This is a genomic window from Glutamicibacter sp. JC586 (genome assembly GCF_009805585.1).
GTDB lineage: Bacteria > Actinomycetota > Actinomycetes > Actinomycetales > Micrococcaceae > Glutamicibacter.
In genome coordinates, this window is the sequence record NZ_VHIN01000017.1 from 116,095 (window position 1) to 134,053 (window position 17,959).

The following is a 17,959-nucleotide window of genomic DNA, read 5'->3' on the forward strand; positions in this document are numbered from 1 at the left end:
GTCTTGGAACGTGTCTCCGACCAATCCCGTTATTCCAGCGATAGGTGGAAGCCGACACTCAAGGCCACCGGAATGCAATCAGAGAAAAAGTTGTTAGCTCAACTATGAGTGAAAATACTGGCCATCAGCCTCTCGAATCCAAGCGTTTACGTGTCGACATCTTCTCCGATATCGCCTGCCCATGGTGCTTCATCGGCAAGCGTCGTTTTGAAAAGGGCGTAGAAGCTTTTGAATTCTCCAATAACGTTGACGTCTTCTGGCACGCCTATCAGCTAGATCCATCATTGCCAGATAGCTATGACGGTAGCGAAGCAGATTACCTCTCGGCAATGAAGGGACTAGATCAGTCTCAGGTTCAGCAAATGCTGGAGCATGTCACCGCCCAGGCCGCTTCGGAAGGTCTGAGCTACGACTTTGCGAACCTCAAAGTTGCCAACTCCTTCACCGCCTTGCGAGTCCTTGAATACGCAAAGCGGCACGATGCTGGCAATGAAATGAAGGAAGCGTTGCTCTCCGCGCACTTTGAAAAGGGCCTGGATACAGGTGATACTCAGACCTTGCTTGAGATTGCAGAATCTCTAGGACTAAACGCCAAGGATCTGGCTGCGCAATTGGAGGCTGGTGCATTCGCTGACGACGTCAAGGCAGATATTTCGCAGGCTCAGCAAATTGGCGTGACAGGTGTTCCGTTCTTCATTCTGGACGGCAAGTACGGAATTTCTGGAGCGCAGCCAGCCGAAGTCTTTACCAATGCACTCAACGAGGTCTATGCAGAGAGCGTTGACGTCTAGCCGATAACTTCGGCTATTCGCAGACGAGCTTGCCTGCAGAGGTATCAAGCTTACGGTCCTTCTGCAGGCTCTCGAATTTTTCTCCGAGAGCCAGATCCACGTTGGAACCATACTTCTTTTCATCAAAAATGAAGACGGTACCCGGTACCTGGCGCTGCACGGTGAACGCCTGAGCATATCCATCGGGTCCGGCAATGACCGCCCCTACAGTTCCAGATAGCGACTCCCATCCGGAAGTTAGCGAAGAGATCTTAAATCCGCGGTCTTCTAAGGATTTGGCGGTGTTTCCAGCCAACCCTGTGATGTCAGTGGTGTTCAGAACTCGGATTCGGAAGCTTGTCGGATCCTGATATGTAAAATCCACTTCGGGGCACTTAGCATTTTTGATACTTGCCGGGGTTTGAATTGGATCAGCTACCGCACTGGGCTTGACGCCCGGCGTCCATTTTCCGGTGGTGATCAGCAGCGCGCCAACGGTCACTGCCAGAACTAATGCCGCAAGGCCCAAGAAAAAGGCATTGTGTCTTCTTCTCGCAGATTTCTTGACGTGATCGTCTGAGCTAAAGCTCAAGTCCTCACCGTTGACGATGTGCGTCCCGTGCCATTGCTCCGGGTCCTCACCTGTACGCATTCTCCACCTTGCTCTCGGCAGCCTATCGGCTATGTCAACCCCACGAGTGACACGTGTTCATCCTCGTGGCGTTAGCTTATCTAATTGGCGTCCAAATCCAATATCCGTGCGTGAATTACAGATCGATGATGCAGTGCCGACCTTAAGGCCCGATGCACTCCGTCTTCGAGATACAAGACTCCTTCATAACGAACCACGTGTGAAAACAGATCACCGTAGAACGTGGAGTCTTCAGAGAGCAAAGTTTCAAGATCTAGTGTCGACTTGGTAGTGACCAGTTGATCCAGCTTCACCTGCTGCGGCGGTATATCGCTCCAATCACGCGAAGATACCAACCCATGTTCAGGGTATGGACGGCCGTCGCCTACTGCTCGAAATATCACCCATTAAGCATACTTGCCAGATGATCAAATGATTGGAATGAACAGGACTACTGCCCATGTGCGCTTAAGCAAGTTCTAGGCCAGAATCTCCGTTTTCGAGAACGTTACATTACCGCGTAACTCGTGCCAAACAATCAGAACCACACCCCTATGCTGATGATTGCTTGAATATTCAGCGCGACTCTACAACGCATTTCCCCGAAGATTCAGGGGTTCCCGGATGACGCTGATCACCAAAAATGGCATTATCATCCTCATCTAGACACTTTGCAAGTATTGTTACGAGGCACGAAATCTGAAGGAACCGGGCGTAACTTTAGCTGGTAACAGTCGCGTCACAAGGTGCACTCTGGGGATATGAAAAATGTAGTCACCGAGATCCCAGTCCTCGACATTTCTACTTCGCGTAACGCGGACGGCAGCTTCAACGAAGACTTCGTCAACGCGCTTCGCGATGCAGCCCATCGTGTTGGATTCTTCCAGATCGTTGGCTACAGCTCCCACGAGGGCCAAGACCAAGAACTGTTGGACACCATCGCCGAGTTCTTCGACAAGCCGGTAGAGCAGAAGACCAAGCTCGATAACCGCAACAGCGCACAGTTTCGTGGTTACACCCGCATGGGCACCGAAATTACCCGCGGTCGTGCCGACGCTCGCGAGCAGATCGACTACGGACCCGAGCGCGACACCCTGGCGGTCGTGCCGGCTGATAAGCCTTATTTGAACCTCCAGGGCCCTAACCAGTTCCCTGAAGATTTCCCAAAGCTCGAAGAACGGGCCATGGCATGGGCCGACTTGATGAACAAGACGGGCCATGAGCTACTTTCAGCTATCGCTGTTGGCCTAGGCCTGCCCGAGGATCACTTCGATGAGCCCTTCGCCGACACCCCATCATGGATGGGCAAGTTGGTTCACTACGTATCCGGCGATGTCGTGCCTGAATCCGGCAACCAGGGCGTAGGCCTTCACGCAGACTACGGATTTGTCACCCTACTGCTTCAAGATCAGGTCGGCGGTCTCCAGGTTCAGCCATACGGTCAGGAGGAGTGGATTGAAGTTCCACCAACCCCGGGAGCTTTGGTTGTGAACCTCGGCGAAATGCTAGAAGTTGCTACCGACGGCTACCTCATGGCAACGATCCACCGTGTGATCGCTCCGCCTGCAGGCGTAGATCGCTATTCGGTCCCATTCTTCTACTCACCACGCCTCGACGCAGTAATCGACAAGGTTGAGTTGCCAGCGGAGCTTGCAGCCGAGGCCCGCGGCGTCTCTGACGATCCACAGAACCCAATGCTCGCTTCCTACGGCGCCAACGTGCTTAAGGGTTGGTTACGCGCCCACCCACAGACCGCCGCTATCCACTATCCAGAGGTAGTGAAGGCCAAGAAGAGCGCTTAGCTTTTCCGCACTCCCTTAGACGTCAGGGAGACAAACCAGAAAGACCTACTGGCTTCAGTTCGAAATTATTTTGGAGTTGCTGCCGGTAGGTCTTTTTGTTCTCCGTGGCGCTACCCAATGCCAGACAGTACGCAGAACTCGTTACCCTCCGGATCGGCAAGTACCACCCAGCTAACGTCGTCGTCCTGCCCAACGTCCGCATACGAAGCACCGAGGGAGAGCAGTCGATCGACTTCTTCTTGCTGTTGTGCGCCATGAGGTCGCACATCAAGATGCAGCCGGTTTTTGATTGACTTCGATTCTGGAACCTGTGCAAAGGTCAACACGATGGCCGACTCATTCTCAGCGGGCGAGCCAATGCTGACAAGTCCTGCTTCTTCTTCCCGTACTTCGTAGTCCAACGCTTCGCACCAGAAGCGTGCCAGAAGCATCGGGTTCGCGCAGTCTACAGAAATCTCGCTCAATACACTTGTCATGATCTTGCCTCGTCGAAAGAATGATCGTCAGATGGTTCGGATCATACCGGCAATAATCCTTCTACGTCAGAAGGTAAAAAAATAATGTCCTGGTTCATCGTTTACACGACGAACCAGGACATTAAAATTGGCGGAGGATAGGGGATTTGAACCCCTGAGGGCGTTAACCCAACACGCGTTCCAGGCGTGCGCCATAGGCCGCTAGGCGAATCCTCCTCAGTTTGCTCCGTGGAGCAGGATCCAGCATATCTAAATTTTCGCTCAATAACGAATCGGGCGCTCCCCCGGCAGAATCGACCACCCATTCTTGATGCCCAACCCCTGAAATTCAGCGATCTTGAGGGTTATACCCATCTCGAAGAATTCCTGTTTTCCGCCACAAGCGACCACGGATACTGCTGTTTATGAGTAAAAGAGAGGTATTTCACAGCAGCGATGATCCTCGTCGCCTCCCCCTGAGCCCTCCCGGCACCCGTCCAACACCGACGGATTTCGGCTTGTGGGCAGCGCACCTTGATCAAGACAATCTCTTCACTCAAATCGCTGCCACGGCTCGGCGGCTTTATGAGCAACCGCCAGTATCCACCACCGCGCAAGGATTAGATGCGCTCAAGAACATGTCTCGATTGCGCAGCATGCTCGATGCTGCGCAGGCTGCCATCTTGGCGGACTCTTTTGAGCATGCGGTGAAACAATCATCTGAGCAAGGCACCCAAGAGCTGCTCCACGATTCATTGCGAGATCCGCTTCAAGAGCCATCAACCCGGTTCTACAGCGTCAACCCAAACGATGAGGCCGTCGTGCGGTCGTCATTTGTGGCAGAAGCTTCCATCGCGATGCGCGTGACAGAAGCAAACCTGCGGGACCAACTGTTTTTCGCTGAGGGGTTGCGCCATGTGTGCCCGCAGACCCTCGAAGAACTCAGTTGCGGCGAGATCACCACGCGAACCGCACAAGAAATCGTTAAACAGTCCCAAGATCTTGAACCCGATGACGTGCAGCATCTGCAACAAACCCTGTTGCCCATTGCGCGGACCGCTGCAGATTCTGCTGTTGCTCATAGGGCGCGAAAAATCCATGAACGCTTGCACCCGCAGCCCATCGAAGAGCGACATAAGAAGGGTGCTCAGGACCGTAAGGTCACCTACTGGAACGAACCGAACGGAATGTCAGCTCTGCAATTGTATTTGCCGGCAGAAAAAGCCCTGAGCATCATTAATACGGTCAATTGGCATGCAACACAACATGATGACCCGGACGACGAACGCACCGAACAGCAACGCCGACTGGACATCATTTGTGATGCGTTGATCGACGGCTGGCCTGCCACGCCTGGCACACCACTGAAAGCACGCGTCGCGGTCACCATACCTGCCCTTGAGATGCTCGCCAACCCGAAGCGAGCCTTAGCAGACCTAGAAGGGTATGGACCCATCCCTATTGGGACGGCACTGCGCATCGCCCAGGATGCACCATCCTTCATGAAGGTACTTACCGATCCTTGGTCCGGCGCAGTCATTGATGTTGGAAGGGAAAAGTATCGGCCGTCAAAAGCGCTACGCGACTTGCTGCGCAACAGAGATATTTGCTGCCGGTTCCCCGGATGTAATCGACCGGCTGAAACCTCAGAAATTGATCACATTGAGGCGTGGGCTGCCGGAGGACATACTTCCCGAAGTAATACCCACTTGTTATGTAAAAGGCACCAGATGTTCAAGCACGCACTGGGATGGCAAGCAACGTACTTGGCCGATGGATCAGTGAACTGGCGTTCACCGCATGGAGTGATCTGCATAGAACTGCCCGGCAGCGTCACCAATGTGCAGAATTTTGATTTTGAAAGAGACCAGACCCCAATGCTTCCCCCAGTACAGCTTACTGATCGCGTACGCAGAGTTCTCGGTTGGTTTGATCCGTCAGATCCAGAGACAGGATGAGCAATCACCTTCCGTGAAGTGCACGCGGCCGGTAAAAGTTGGTGTTCAAAGTTGAGAGCAAGCGCACGCTCTCCGATTTTTATCGGACACAAGTCTCGGGTAGTATTTTGGGTGACCCCTCGTGTGGTGTCATCCTGTTGAACTCCCCCAGGACCGGAAGGTAGCAAGGGTAGATGGGCTCTGGCAGGTGCATGAGGGGTCTTTACTTTTTCACGCAAGCCGAATGGAGTCCACGTGGGCGCTGGCCGTTTCGCCCCAAGCCCCTCAGGGCCACTCCACCTTGGCAATTTGCGCACTGCAATTCTTGCTTGGCTTTTTGCCCGCTCCACCCAGCGAGATTTTTTACTGCGCGTTGAAGACCTCGATAGAGTTCGCTCCGGTGCTGAAGCCACCCAAATCGCTGAACTAGAAGCAGTGGGCTTGAACTTTGATGGGACGATTCTTCGCCAGTCGGAACGCTTCGGTCTCTACTTTGATGTTGTTGAAGACCTGAAAAAGCGCAACCTCGTCTACCCATGCTTCTGCTCTCGCAAAGACATCGCCGAAGCTGGCAGCGCTCCTCATGCCGCGCCTGGCGCCTACCCCGGAACTTGCCGCAATCTGAGCCCAGACGAACGTGAAGCCAAAGCAAAAATCCGTCCCGCAGCCCTGCGCCTACGCTCAGAAGTGAACGAATATTCCGTTCACGACGTGTTGGCCGGTAAATACACCAGCACCGTTGACGATTTTGTATTGGTCCGCAACGATGGTGCTCCGGCGTACAACTTGGCTGTAGTGATTGACGACGCGCTCTCTGGCATTGATCAGGTGGTACGTGGCGATGATTTACTTTCCTCAGCACCACGCCAGGCGTATTTGGCCTCGCTCTTGGGATACCAAATCCCCGACTATGTCCACGTGGCACTGGCACTGAATAGCAAAGGTCAGCGGTTAGCCAAACGCGATGGTGCGGTGACACTCGAAGAGATCACCGAACATGGAGTGCGTCCAGCCGATGTTGTGGCAATTTTGCTAGAGTCGTTGGGCTTGCCAAGCACAAGTTTGCAGGCGGCCCTAGAAGCTTTCGATCCGGCGAACTTACCTCGTGAACCGTGGATCGTAGAACCTGAAAAGATCGTCCAACAGCTGATGTCTCAGGCATCACGCAACCGATAGGGAACCGGTGTGAGTACAGCGCTATATCGCAGGTATCGTCCCGATACATTTGCCGATGTTATCGGACAAGAGCACGTTACTGCTCCGCTGATGACTGCCTTGGAGAAAAACCGTGTGAACCACGCGTACCTTTTCTCTGGCCCACGCGGTTGCGGTAAAACCACCTCGGCTCGAATCTTGGCTCGCTGCCTGAACTGCGAGCAAGGACCGACGCCGGTACCTTGTGGCACCTGCCCAAGTTGTGTTGAGTTGGCCAATGGTGGCCCGGGCTCCCTTGACGTCATCGAAATCGACGCCGCCAGCCATGGTGGTGTCGATGACGCGCGTGACCTTCGTGAACGCGCCACTTTCGCACCGACGCGTGACCGCTACAAGATCTTCATCATCGATGAGGCTCACATGGTTACCGCAGCAGGCTTTAATGCGCTGCTGAAGATCGTTGAAGAGCCACCAGCTCATATCAAGTTCATTTTCGCTACTACCGAGCCCGAAAAGGTTATCGGGACCATCCGTTCGCGTACCCACCATTACCCGTTCCGTTTGGTCCCGCCAGAGGCACTGTTGGCCTACCTACAGGTTCTGTGCGAACGCGAAAATGTTGCGGTTGCCGAAGGTGTACTTCCGTTGGTGATTCGCGCAGGTGGCGGCTCGGTCCGCGATACTCTTTCCGTGCTTGACCAGCTGATGGCTGGTGCCCGCGAAGGAACGCTGGACTATGAAACCGCTATTGCGCTGCTGGGCTACACTCATTCAACGTTGCTGGATGAAGTCACCCTGTCACTACATGAGGCTGACGGTGCTGGGCTCTTTGGCGCCATCGACCGCATCATTCAAACTGGCCTAGATCCGCGACGCTTCGTTGAAGATATTCTTGATCGCTTCCGCGACCTGATCATTGCCAAGGCCATGCCTGAAGGTTTAGAAAAGATCCTGCGTGGTGTTCCCGAGGACCAGCTTGAGGCATTGCGGTTGCAGGCTGGTTTGGTTGGGGCTGGCGAACTTTCTCGCTGGGCTGATGTCACCAACAAGGCTCTGAGCGACATGACCGGAGCAACTTCGCCACGTCTGCACTTAGAGTTGCTCGCAGCCAGACTGATGCTGCCAGGTTCAGAGAATTCTGCTTCTGCTTTTGCCGCCCGGTTGGATCGACTGGAACGTCAGGCAATGACCGGTGGCCCGCTGCCGGCACTTGAAGAATCTGATGCCTCCGGTGCTTCATCTTCGGTCAGTGCACCGGTTAATCCCGTGGCAGCGCGTCAAGGTGCCGCCGCAGTTCGTGAAGCGTTGGCTGCGGCTAAGGCTCGTCGCGAAGGTGCTCCGATGCCGGTTGCCGCCGAAACCCCCGCTGAGCCTGAAGAGCAGCAACCTGTTCAAGCGCCAGCTCAGCAGCAGCCTCCCGTTCAGCAACCAGTTCAGCAGCAACCCGCTCAGCCAGCCGAGCAGGAGCCTGCAGAAGCTCAGGCACCAGCTGTCGAGAATGAAGATCCCAATGCGCCGCTGGACCCAGGGGCCAATTCGTCTCTGAATACCGGCGAAGCCGCTGACTGGGGAGCAACTTGGGGTCCGAAGGACGATAGCCGCTCGGTCACCACCGAAGTTCAGCCTGGCCCTAGCGTTCCTGCAGCACGTCCAGAAGGGGTGGCGCCATTTAGTTTGGTTCCTGACCCATCTAGTGGTGAAGACCTGTCGTTTGGCACGGGAGTTTCCATTGATGACGTCAAGCAGAACCCTGCGATGGCAGAATTTGCTCGACGAACCGCTGCTACTCGAAGCCAGCAACCAGCAGCACCAGCAGCAGCACCCGCAGCACCCGCAGCACAGCAAGCCTCACAGGCTCCGGAGCCTGAACAGGTCCAGGCCCCGACGCAACCTGTCGCATCCGCGCCAGCACAACAGCAGCCTTCACAGGCTCAAATTGATGCACAGCGCCAGGCAGCTCAGCAGGAGCAGGCACAACGTGAACAAGCTGCGCGAGCGCAGGCCGAACGTGAGGCTCAAGAATCTGCCGCTCGTGAGCAAGCCCAGCGCCAGCAAGCCGAACGAGAAGCTGCTGAGCGTGCTGCTCGCGAGCAAGCACAGCAACAACAACAGGCTCAACCAGCAGCTGCGCAAGCTCAAGTTCAGAACGCAAGTTCTGGCGTGCAGAAGTTCCAGCAGGCTTGGCCAATGATCTTGGAGCAGCTCCAGGGTAGCTCGCGAGTTCTGCATTCGATGGTCGCCACTTATGGTTCGGTGGCCGGTTTTGATGGCCGTACGCTCACTTTGGGCTTCAGCAATACCGGCCCCATTGTGAACCTGCGTAACCGACCAGATTTGATGAACATCTTGACCGGTGTGCTGTCCCAAGTCGCTGGGGCGCCGATTGAGATTGTCTTGACCGAAGGCGGTTCCAACCCGGCTGGCGGTGGTTCCCCAAAAGGTGAGCGCCGGCCACTACCGGCGCCAATCCCAGCACCAACTAAGTTCAACAAGCCTGTAACTTCTGCTGGGGTTGCTGCTCGTGCTGCTGCGCGCGCCCAAGCCGCAGCTCCTGCGCCAACGGCTCAATCGCCGGTTGCCCCGCAGCCCGCTGCGCCAGTGGCACCACAACCTGTTGCGCCTCGTTCAGGTTCAACCGATGGCTATGTCAGTTCCTACGACGACGTTCCACCGCCGCTGGATGAACCGTACATGGACGAGCCGCCGTACCCAGACGATCCTTATTACTCTGCGGCACCCGTCGCTCAAGCGCCAGCGACAGCTGAGCCAACCCGACCGGTTGAAGTTCGACGCCCTACCTCCACTGCCGAGCCAGAAACGAGCACTCAGCCCAGCGAGCCGCGCAGTTTTGGCGGTCCACCAGTGGCGCCTAAGCCACGCATGACTGCTGGCATGAGCGCGCGTCAGGCCGAGGAGGGAACCGCCAATATTCCGCGCCCGGTTTCTTCCACGCCCTTGCATCCGCAGAGCACTACCGAGTCTTTCCAGAACTTGGCTGCGCGCGAGCAAGAACCCGCCACTAACCAGGAACCAGAGGTTTCGGCTCCCGCACCTACAGCGCAACCCGTTGTAGCACCGGTCGAACAGCGACAGCCAGTTCCCGAGCAGCAGGCGCCTGCCCAGGTAGCACCTGTTGCCTCCCCCGCGCCAGAAGCGGCACCTAGTTGGGGTGCACCTGCGCGACAGGCTGCCGAGCCTGAAGAAGCTGTTGCTCCGTCGGCCGGCCAACGTATGAGCCGGTATCAGCAGCTGATGAATCAGGCCAAGGATTCACCAGCCGCCCCACCGCCGGCACAGTCCGCCGGTGGTTGGGGAGGCCCAGCCGCCGGCGGTGGCCGGGCACCGATAGTAGCCGAACCCGAGGAATTCGTCCCGAGCGATGACGACATTCAAGTCGAAGATTCGGCGCTGATCGGTGTTCCTGCCGTTGAACGTTTGCTTGGCGGAATGGTTATTGAGCAGCGCGATGTCAACGGCAATGTCGTAGAAATCAAACGCAGCTTGTAGCCCACACCACGGCGAACTGTCGGGGTGAGACACTAGGGTGTAACACGGAAGATTTCCACTAGATCTACGCAGGAAAAAGAAAGTAGGCGCACGTGTACGAAGGTGCTGTACAGGAACTGATCGACGAGCTCGGTCGCTTACCTGGCATCGGCCCAAAGTCGGCTCAGCGCATTGCTTTCCACATTCTTGATGCCGATTCTGAGGATATGACCCGGTTGGCCGCTTCGATCCAGCTGGTCAAAGAAAAAGTTAAGTTCTGCGAGATCTGCTTCAACATCTCGGAGCAGGAGATCTGTGCGATCTGCCGCGATGAACGTCGTGACGGGACCAAGATCTGCATCGTTGAAGAATCCAAGGATGTCATGGCCATCGAGCGCACCCGCGCCTTTGGCGGCAAATACCATGTGCTTGGCGGTTCGATTAATCCTTTGGCAGGTATCGGCCCGGAGCAGTTGCATATCCGTGAGCTGGTCACCCGTCTGGCCGATGAGTCCATCACCGAACTAATTTTGGCGACCGATCCGAACCTTGAGGGTGAGGCCACTGCCGTGTACTTGGTCCGAGCCCTAGCCCCGTTGGGAATTCGGATCACCCGTTTGGCTTCAGGTCTTCCTGTAGGTGGCGACTTGGAGTACGCCGACGAGGTCACCTTGGCTCGCGCTTTTGAAGGCCGCCGTACCGCTGGCTCCAATTCAGCCGCTGCGACCCGTCGCAACGAGTCTTCGGCCCCAGAACTTGCCAAGGATCAAGATGCGCCAGCTGCTACCCCGACAAGCAAGGATGCGGGGCCGCGGCTGTTCCGCGCGATTGATCCACAGCAGGCTCCCACTATTTCCACATCTGGCCCATCGCACCCGGTTGTTCCCGAAATGGACAATCACCGCAACCGGTAACCAGCCGAAGTTTTCACCACGAACCTCGCATTTCCCGACATCCTCGGGAGGTGCGAGGTTTTTGTTATGAACCAGCCAATGCATAGTTGTGCGATGGAACACGCATAGTTGATAAACATCAACCATCAGCGTATGGTTGATATAAATCAACCATTCGGCGATCTTTGTCGACCCTTTTCTTTGGAGCTTTAATGACCGACACCGCACCGGTCGTCAAGGTGAAGATGACACACCGAGAAATCCTCACAGCCCTCACCGGCATTCTCATGGGTATGTTCGTCTCCATCCTGGCCAACACCGTCGTATCCAGTTCGCTACCCGTGATCGTTTCCGATCTGCACGGTAGTCAGACCTCGTACACCTGGGTAGTCACCGCCACCTTGTTGGCCACTACCATTTCCACCCCCATTTGGGGCAAGCTTGCCGACCTCGGCAACCGCAAACTGCTGCTGCAGATCTCCTTGGCGATCTTCGTACTCGCCTCGGCAGCAGCTGGTTTCTCGCAGACCACCAGCTTCCTCATCGCCATGCGCGTCATCCAGGGTCTAGCCGGTGGTGGAGTTGGTGCCCTGGCTCAAATTGTCATGGCCGACTTCCTCTCTCCACGCGAACGCGGTAAGTACATGGGCCTATTTGGTGCCGTCATGGCCATTGGTACCGTGGGCGGTCCATTGATCGGTGGTTTTGTCACCGACACCATCAACTGGCGCTGGAACTTCTTCATTGCACTGCCTTTTGCTATCGCAGCGGTGGCACTAATCCAACGCACCTTGCACCTGCCAGCTATCGCTAAGCGCAAGGTCAAGATCGACTACTGGGGTATCGTCTTGCTCTCCGGTGGCGTGTCCTTGCTGTTGATCTGGATGTCCTTGGGCGGATCTGAATTCGAATGGGCTTCGACCACCAGCTTGCTGATGGTTATTGGCGCAGTGGTACTGATCGCCACATTCATCGTGGTTGAGATCAAATCTTCCGAGCCGCTGCTGAACATGTCGCTGTTCAAGAACCGCACCTTCACCTTCGCAGTGATCGCATCGCTGGCTGTTGGTGTGTCCATGTTCGGCACCTCAGTCTTCCTGAGTCAGTACATGATCATGGCTCGTGGCGCATCGGCCACCATGGCCGGTCTGATGACCTTCCCACTCATGGGTGGTCTGCTGGTCATCTCCACCATCGGTGGTGCGATCATCTCGCGCACCGGTAAGTGGAAGGCCCTAGTAGTTACCGGCTCGGTGCTGATCGTCATTGGCCTGTTCCTGCTGGGAACAATCCACTACGACACCAACTACGCTGTGGTCGCTTCCTTCATGTTCATCCTGGGTGCTGGCATGGGCTTGGTCATGCAGAACATGGTGCTTGTTGTACAGAACTCCGTGGACATCAAGGAACTAGGAGTTGCCTCATCTTCGGTCAACTTCTTCCGCACCTTGGGCGGTACCGCAGGTACCGCGGGTCTGGGAGCCATCTTGGCCGCCACTATCCCCGATATGATTGCTGACCGTCAGGCTGATTTGATGCAAGCCATTGGATCGCTGGGCGAAAAGGGACAGGCCATTGCGCAGATGCTCTCTTCGGGGAATCTGCCAACCGTCTCCACCCTGCCAGAACCAGTGCGAGTAATCTTTGAATCCATCTACGGTGATGCGGTACCTTCACTGTTCGCTTTCGCCGCTCCTTTGTCGCTGCTAGTGGTAATCGCCGTGTGCCTGATCCCTAACCAGTCATTGACCACGCAGAACGCCTCTGAACGTCTGCAGGAAGTTGAAGCCGAAACTACCTTGAACAGCGCTGGCGTCACCGCTGATGCAAAGAGTATCGAAACTGAGCCTATGAAGGTCGAGGCAAATAGCACCGCGTCCCCCACAGCTCAAAAGTCGGCAGATAACTAGGAGCATTCCAGTGGATGTCATCAATTCGGAGGCGGATTCGTGCGGCCAGGAACGCGCTGACCGCTATTCCATGGCCGAGCAAGAGCTGTTCTCTCTGCTCGCAGTAACCTCGCGATTCAAACGAGAATTGGCAGTGCGCCTTGACGGGCAGCTCACGCCGGGATATTTGCCGGTGCTCGGACTCATCTTGCGCCACGGACGAATAACTCAATCCGAGATCTGCGACAGGATCTTGATCGATAAGGCGACACTCTCACGCATGATTTCTAAACTTGGACAGTTGAATCTAATTGTCCGAGAGGTGAACACCGAGGATCGCAGGGCATTCGATCTGCTTCCTACCGAATTGGCCAGGGAACGTTGGCACAGTGGGTTTGAACAGTGGCGAGGGGAACTTCGCTCTCGCATGACCAACTGGGAAGATCAGGACTTGGATACATTGGTGCATCTTCTAGGTAGGTTGAACCTAGAAATCCAAGCGATCTAACCGGCCAAGAATCGGCCGCCGAATCAGTGAATAAGCACGGTGCGAAAGCTCGGGTGCCACGGATATTCCGCGGCACCCGAGCTTTTTGTCCTGATTCCTGCCGATTCCTGCCAACATGCCTAAACTTCAATTATGGGAATCAAGAGCAGCAATACCGGCGCCATCGCCAACGCCACCGGAATTACATGGGACCGATGGAGTACGACCCTAAAGGACGCCAAAGCCAGCGAGATGACACATAAGCAAATCGCCGATCTCGCCTTCTCTCACATGCCTGACTCATTGCAGAACCCGGGCTGGTGGGCGCAGTCTGTAGCCGTTGCCTTTGAACAAGAAATCGGACGACGGCTTCCCGGTCAAGCTCAGGATGGAACCTTTCAAGGTTCGGTCAGTACCACCACAAACGATGACTTAGACGCAGCCCTAGCCAAGTGGATAGCCTGCGTCGAAAACCTTGAATCATTCAATGGGCAACGCTTGGATGCTCCAGCACGAACCAGCGGTTCTGAACGGTGGAGATACTGGCGAGCTAGCTTTAACGACGAAACCAAGACCCAAGTAGACATTGGGCTTAAGGGGGACAAATCGTCGGTTGCCATTAACGTTACTAAGGCTAAGACTCCTGATCAGCTGTCTGATTGGAAGAGCTTTTGGCGACAAATGTTGGCCGAATTCAAGAAATAGCCAGCGATTTTCAACAGCTGCCGTGAAAGTTTCTAGGCAATATGACCAATGTTTACCGTCACAAGTAGGAGAAGTTGGCCTGTAGCTGTCACAATATTTATTTGGTAGATGTCTTGCGTTGTGCCATCAAGGAGAAACCGATCGGTTTCTGTCCGTGATGACCGCAACGTCAGGCACAGCTTTCAAACAGGTGGAGTGAGTGCCCATGGGCCTAATTGTTCAAAAATTTGGCGGTTCGTCAGTATCGGATGCCGAAGGCATCAAACGTGTGGCGCGTCGAATTATTGACACCAAGTCCCAGGGCCACGATGTCGTAGTTGTCGTCTCAGCAATGGGCGACACCACTGATGACCTGCTGGATCTAGCTGGTCAGCTCACCGACGATGCTCCAGCCCGCGAAATGGATATGCTGCTCTCCGCTGGCGAACGCATCTCTATGTCTCTGCTCGCGATGGCCATCAACCAGTTTGGTGAACAGGCCGCTTCGTTCACCGGCTCCCAGGCTGGACTGATCACCGACTCAAGCCACGGCAAAGCCCGCATTATGGAGGTTTCACCTCAGCGCGTGCGCAAGGCCATCGATCGTGGATTCATCGCTATCGTTGCCGGCTTCCAAGGCATGAGCAAGGAATCCAACAACATCACCACCATGGGTCGCGGTGGCTCTGATACCACCGCAGTGGCACTGGCCGCCGCATTGGGTGCAGATGTCTGCGAAATCTACACCGACGTTGACGGTATTTACACCGCTGACCCACGCGTGGTCGCTTCGGCCAAGAAGATCGAGAAAATCACCAGCGAAGAAATGCTGGAAATGGCCGCTAGCGGCTCGAAGATCCTGCACCTGCGTTGTGTAGAGTACGCTCGCCGCTTTGGTGTGCCACTGCATGTTCGCTCTTCATTCAGCACTCACGAGGGCACTTGGGTGCTCCCGAACCCCGACGACAAAATCAAAATTCAAGAGGGAGAACCCTTGGAACAGCCAATCATCTCAGGTGTCGCCCACGACCACTCCGAAGCCAAGGTCACCGTTATTGGTGTGCCGGATATCCCCGGCAAGGCAGCCCAGATCTTCGGCGTCATCGCCGCAGCCCAGGCCAATATCGACATGATCGTCCAGAACATCTCTACCCGAGGTTCCGGTAAGACCGACATTTCCTTCACCTTGCCAATGACCGAAACTAAAAATGTTCTCGGCGCGTTGACCACGGCACAGGGTGAGATCGGCTTTGAGGACATTGAGCACAATGACGAGGTCGGTAAGCTTTCGCTGATCGGCGCCGGCATGCGCTCGAACCCAGGCGTTTCTTTCACGTTCTTCGAAGCTCTACACAGCGCTGGAGTGAACGTGGATATGATCTCCACTTCCGAAATTCGCATCTCGGTGGTCACCGACGCCGACAGGCTCAACGACGCGGTTCGTGCCATCCACACCGCATTCGATCTGGACACCGATGTGGAAGCCACCGTGTACGGCGGCACCGGCCGCTAGGCGCACAGCCCCGCTAAAGCTCATGCCTGCGGCACTGACGTTTCTAACCGTCGTTGCAGTGGTAGTAGGCTAGCATTCGCATGTTAGATCTTGCATACGCCCGACTGGAATCATCCAGTCGGGCGATTTGCGTACGCTCCCACAGAACATTACAGATTCCTGCTCCACCTTCTCCGAGCCATGCGTGCTCAAATCAGGACTCTCCAGAAAATAACAATGCAACAAACCCACTGGTGTCTTCAATAGGTACACAATGCCAAGGACTAAGCGCCTTGCTGGACCACAACATCCATTTTCGTCGCAACGTTAATCGACATATGCAACACCAGCTGAACATCTGGTTCCCAGGACAGAGAACCATGCAATGTATCAGGCAACATCGCCATCCTCGAGATTAGCTCTTCACTTTCGGTCTCTGCGGTGCGTCCCCGCGCGGCTACACCAGCATCATGCACTTGATGGCACGCTGCACGAGGGTGCTAGTTGCCCGCTGGCCCGGTCCGGTGCCTGTTGTTGACAGTTCCTAAAAGACAATCTTAGAGACTGTGGGCCAACCACCCTCGGCATGGTTCCTTGCCCTGTCTAGCCAATGATGGGAGTGGCATGATCATAAATTCAGGGAGCGATAAATAGATCAGTGCCCACCGCCCATGTGGTGGGTACTGATCTACAAACATGCGTCCGCTCAGTTTTTGTTTCGTTACTACGTTGAGCCGAATAGAGACACAGGGAGAATTGTTAGGTTAAAGCGTTAACCAGAAGTAGGGATACGCCTAGAATTCCCACTACGATTGCGACCCCTATGCGCACACGGAAATTTCGCATGTCATGATCTTCTTGTGGTGATGCGCGAAGACTTTGACTAGCTGTGAAAGCCAATATACTAAATGTTGCCATACAGATTATTGCTAGAGCTGAAACAAGAGACATCTACGCTACCTCCAACACTTTTTCGCCGAAGCCTATAGTTTTGGACAGTGCAACTTCGTTCATTGAGGTCAGGTGGGCTGCATAGAATCCGAATGCGCCAGGCACAAGCATGTTTGCTAGACTCAGCAACTGGCATTCGAGTGTTTCGGGGATACCAAAAATTCCCCAAAGAATAAGCATTCCTGCAGAGCCTACCGTTGCCCCGGATAGTGTGAATCTGACGTAGGTCGTCATCTCAACTCCTAACAGAACTTAGAATCGAAGTAAGTTTGAAGAGCAGAATACGATCCCGCTAGAGCAGCGAGTGCGCCGAGCTGCGAAGCACTAAAAGAGGCCCCTGCAATTAATATGGTTCCCCCACTGGCCATCGTCGCGGCAGCCGCTAGTGCTGCTAGGCCAACAGCACCGATTCCCGAAATGATTGCAGCCCAAGTATTCGCGCACATTGAAGCAGCCGGCTTTGCAATCGTCGACTTTTCTGCAACTTGGAAGTTTTTTCCGTTCTTAGTGATGTTGAATTCATGCCCATCTGGTGACATATAGACGTATGTCTGCCCATCACCCAAATTAGCGAGATCTTGAGTTAAATCGTCAACATCTTTCAGTTCGGAGGCTGATGAAAAAGTCGAAACCGACACAGGGGGAACTACGGGCTGAGCAGCAGTTGCTGAGAAGCTAACGGTCGACACGAAAGCAACAGCCACAACTACCGCTAATGAACGTTTCAAAAAGTTGTTCATCAATAAGCGTCCTTACAACATAATATTTAGGTTAACCATCGTTAACGAACCTACAGCCCATAGCGAATTATGTACATCATACTTTTGTAGGATCCTAGACGGACTGGCTCGTGCACCTTGTGTGTCGCTTAGTGCACCGCCTGCGCTGAGATGCCTTGAGCTTCGCCAATCGTGCGAATTCAGCGACTTTGTCCACGTAGATCGTGGATCATGTCATGACAGTCCTGACGATCTTGCAAAGAAAATTGCCAACTCTTTCATGATGCCATTGGCTTCTTCAAGGTCATTGTCCTTAGCTTGCGTGCTTTATTTTAGGCGAGTTCTTCACCACGCGGTCCGGAACGTTCACCCGCATCAGCTTGGGTTTAGCGGTCCTGCCGGCGCAGGGTTTCTTTGCAGACGTTCAGTTTTATTGGCAGGACCGCGCACGCGGGTGGATCGACTTTTTCGGGCTAGGCGCTCTAAGACATAGTTCCCTGCTCGGGCGTCGACTACTGGGATACAGCTTGGGAATGCTATCCATTCTTTCAACAAGAAACGGCACAAAACCCGGCATGATTCGCACACTCCGAATCCATCTGAGCAAA

The 17,959-nt window shown here is 54.8% G+C and carries 14 protein-coding genes, 1 tRNA gene, 1 other RNA gene and 1 pseudogene; 11 read left to right on the top strand and 6 right to left on the bottom strand.

Going from position 1 to position 17,959, the window contains the following annotated elements; all coding sequences use genetic code 11:
• Positions 1–104: 104 nt before the first annotated feature.
• Positions 105–791: a DsbA family protein gene (locus tag FJV47_RS12500; RefSeq protein ID WP_159613523.1), complete on the top strand. Its 687-nt coding sequence runs from the start codon at positions 105–107 to the stop codon at positions 789–791.
• 13 nt (positions 792–804) lie between these two features.
• Here the strand turns inward: FJV47_RS12500 and FJV47_RS12505 are convergent, their stop codons facing one another.
• Positions 805–1,422: a LytR C-terminal domain-containing protein gene (locus tag FJV47_RS12505; protein WP_159613525.1), complete on the bottom strand. Its 618-nt coding sequence runs from the start codon at positions 1,420–1,422 to the stop codon at positions 805–807.
• An 80-nt stretch (positions 1,423–1,502) separates the two neighbouring features.
• Positions 1,503–1,805 carry a type II toxin-antitoxin system VapB family antitoxin gene (locus tag FJV47_RS16625; RefSeq protein WP_235026451.1) on the bottom strand — a complete coding sequence of 101 codons (303 nt, stop codon included), beginning with the start codon at positions 1,803–1,805 and terminating at the stop codon, positions 1,503–1,505.
• Between the two features lie 357 nt (positions 1,806–2,162).
• On the opposite strand from FJV47_RS16625, the gene FJV47_RS12510 reads away from it, so the two are divergent.
• On the top strand, positions 2,163–3,203 hold the full coding sequence (locus FJV47_RS12510; protein WP_159613526.1) for an isopenicillin N synthase family oxygenase: 1,041 nt from the start codon (positions 2,163–2,165) through the stop codon (positions 3,201–3,203).
• Positions 3,204–3,313: 110 nt separating this feature from the next.
• On the opposite strand, the gene FJV47_RS12515 is transcribed toward FJV47_RS12510, so the two are convergent.
• Both FJV47_RS12515 and FJV47_RS12520 read right to left on the bottom strand, forming a co-directional pair.
• The gene (locus FJV47_RS12515) at positions 3,314–3,679 is read right to left on the bottom strand and encodes a VOC family protein (protein WP_159613528.1); all 366 of its coding nucleotides are present in this window, start codon (positions 3,677–3,679) and stop codon (positions 3,314–3,316) included.
• A 128-nt stretch (positions 3,680–3,807) separates the two neighbouring features.
• Positions 3,808–3,895 (bottom strand) — tRNA-Ser (locus tag FJV47_RS12520).
• Between the two features lie 188 nt (positions 3,896–4,083).
• Here FJV47_RS12520 and FJV47_RS12525 point away from each other — a divergent pair.
• From FJV47_RS12525 to FJV47_RS12565, 9 genes and pseudogenes are all read left to right on the top strand, one after another.
• Positions 4,084–5,616 (top strand): HNH endonuclease signature motif containing protein, encoded by a 1,533-nt coding sequence (locus tag FJV47_RS12525; RefSeq protein WP_159613530.1) that lies wholly within the window; start codon positions 4,084–4,086, stop codon positions 5,614–5,616.
• Between the two features lie 110 nt (positions 5,617–5,726).
• Positions 5,727–5,823, top strand: an RNA gene (gene ffs, locus FJV47_RS12530) — signal recognition particle sRNA small type.
• A 27-nt stretch (positions 5,824–5,850) separates the two neighbouring features.
• Positions 5,851–6,771, top strand: a complete 921-nt coding sequence (gene gluQRS, locus FJV47_RS12535) for a tRNA glutamyl-Q(34) synthetase GluQRS (RefSeq protein WP_159613532.1) — start codon at positions 5,851–5,853, stop codon at positions 6,769–6,771.
• A gap of 9 nt (positions 6,772–6,780) precedes the next feature.
• Positions 6,781–10,257: a DNA polymerase III subunit gamma and tau gene (locus FJV47_RS12540; protein WP_159613534.1), complete on the top strand. Its 3,477-nt coding sequence runs from the start codon at positions 6,781–6,783 to the stop codon at positions 10,255–10,257.
• 92 nt (positions 10,258–10,349) lie between these two features.
• A pseudogene (gene recR / locus FJV47_RS12545) lies at positions 10,350–10,940 on the top strand (recombination mediator RecR); the annotation flags it as partial.
• A 401-nt stretch (positions 10,941–11,341) separates the two neighbouring features.
• The gene (locus tag FJV47_RS12550) at positions 11,342–13,039 is read left to right on the top strand and encodes an MFS transporter (RefSeq protein WP_159613538.1); all 1,698 of its coding nucleotides are present in this window, start codon (positions 11,342–11,344) and stop codon (positions 13,037–13,039) included.
• Positions 13,040–13,049: 10 nt separating this feature from the next.
• Positions 13,050–13,526, top strand: coding sequence for a MarR family winged helix-turn-helix transcriptional regulator (locus FJV47_RS12555; protein ID WP_159613540.1), 477 nt, complete (start codon positions 13,050–13,052; stop codon positions 13,524–13,526).
• 132 nt (positions 13,527–13,658) lie between these two features.
• On the top strand, positions 13,659–14,210 hold the full coding sequence (locus FJV47_RS12560; RefSeq protein ID WP_159613542.1) for a hypothetical protein: 552 nt from the start codon (positions 13,659–13,661) through the stop codon (positions 14,208–14,210).
• A 205-nt stretch (positions 14,211–14,415) separates the two neighbouring features.
• Entirely contained in the window at positions 14,416–15,702 is a 1,287-nt protein-coding gene (locus tag FJV47_RS12565) for an aspartate kinase (protein WP_159613544.1), read from the top strand.
• 930 nt (positions 15,703–16,632) lie between these two features.
• Here FJV47_RS12565 and FJV47_RS12570 read toward each other — a convergent pair.
• Positions 16,633–16,866: a hypothetical protein gene (locus FJV47_RS12570; RefSeq protein WP_159613546.1), complete on the bottom strand. Its 234-nt coding sequence runs from the start codon at positions 16,864–16,866 to the stop codon at positions 16,633–16,635.
• 8 nt (positions 16,867–16,874) lie between these two features.
• Complete coding sequence (locus FJV47_RS12575; RefSeq protein ID WP_159613548.1) at positions 16,875–17,372, bottom strand: hypothetical protein; 498 nt, start codon at positions 17,370–17,372, stop codon at positions 16,875–16,877.
• Positions 17,373–17,959: the final 587 nt, after the last annotated feature.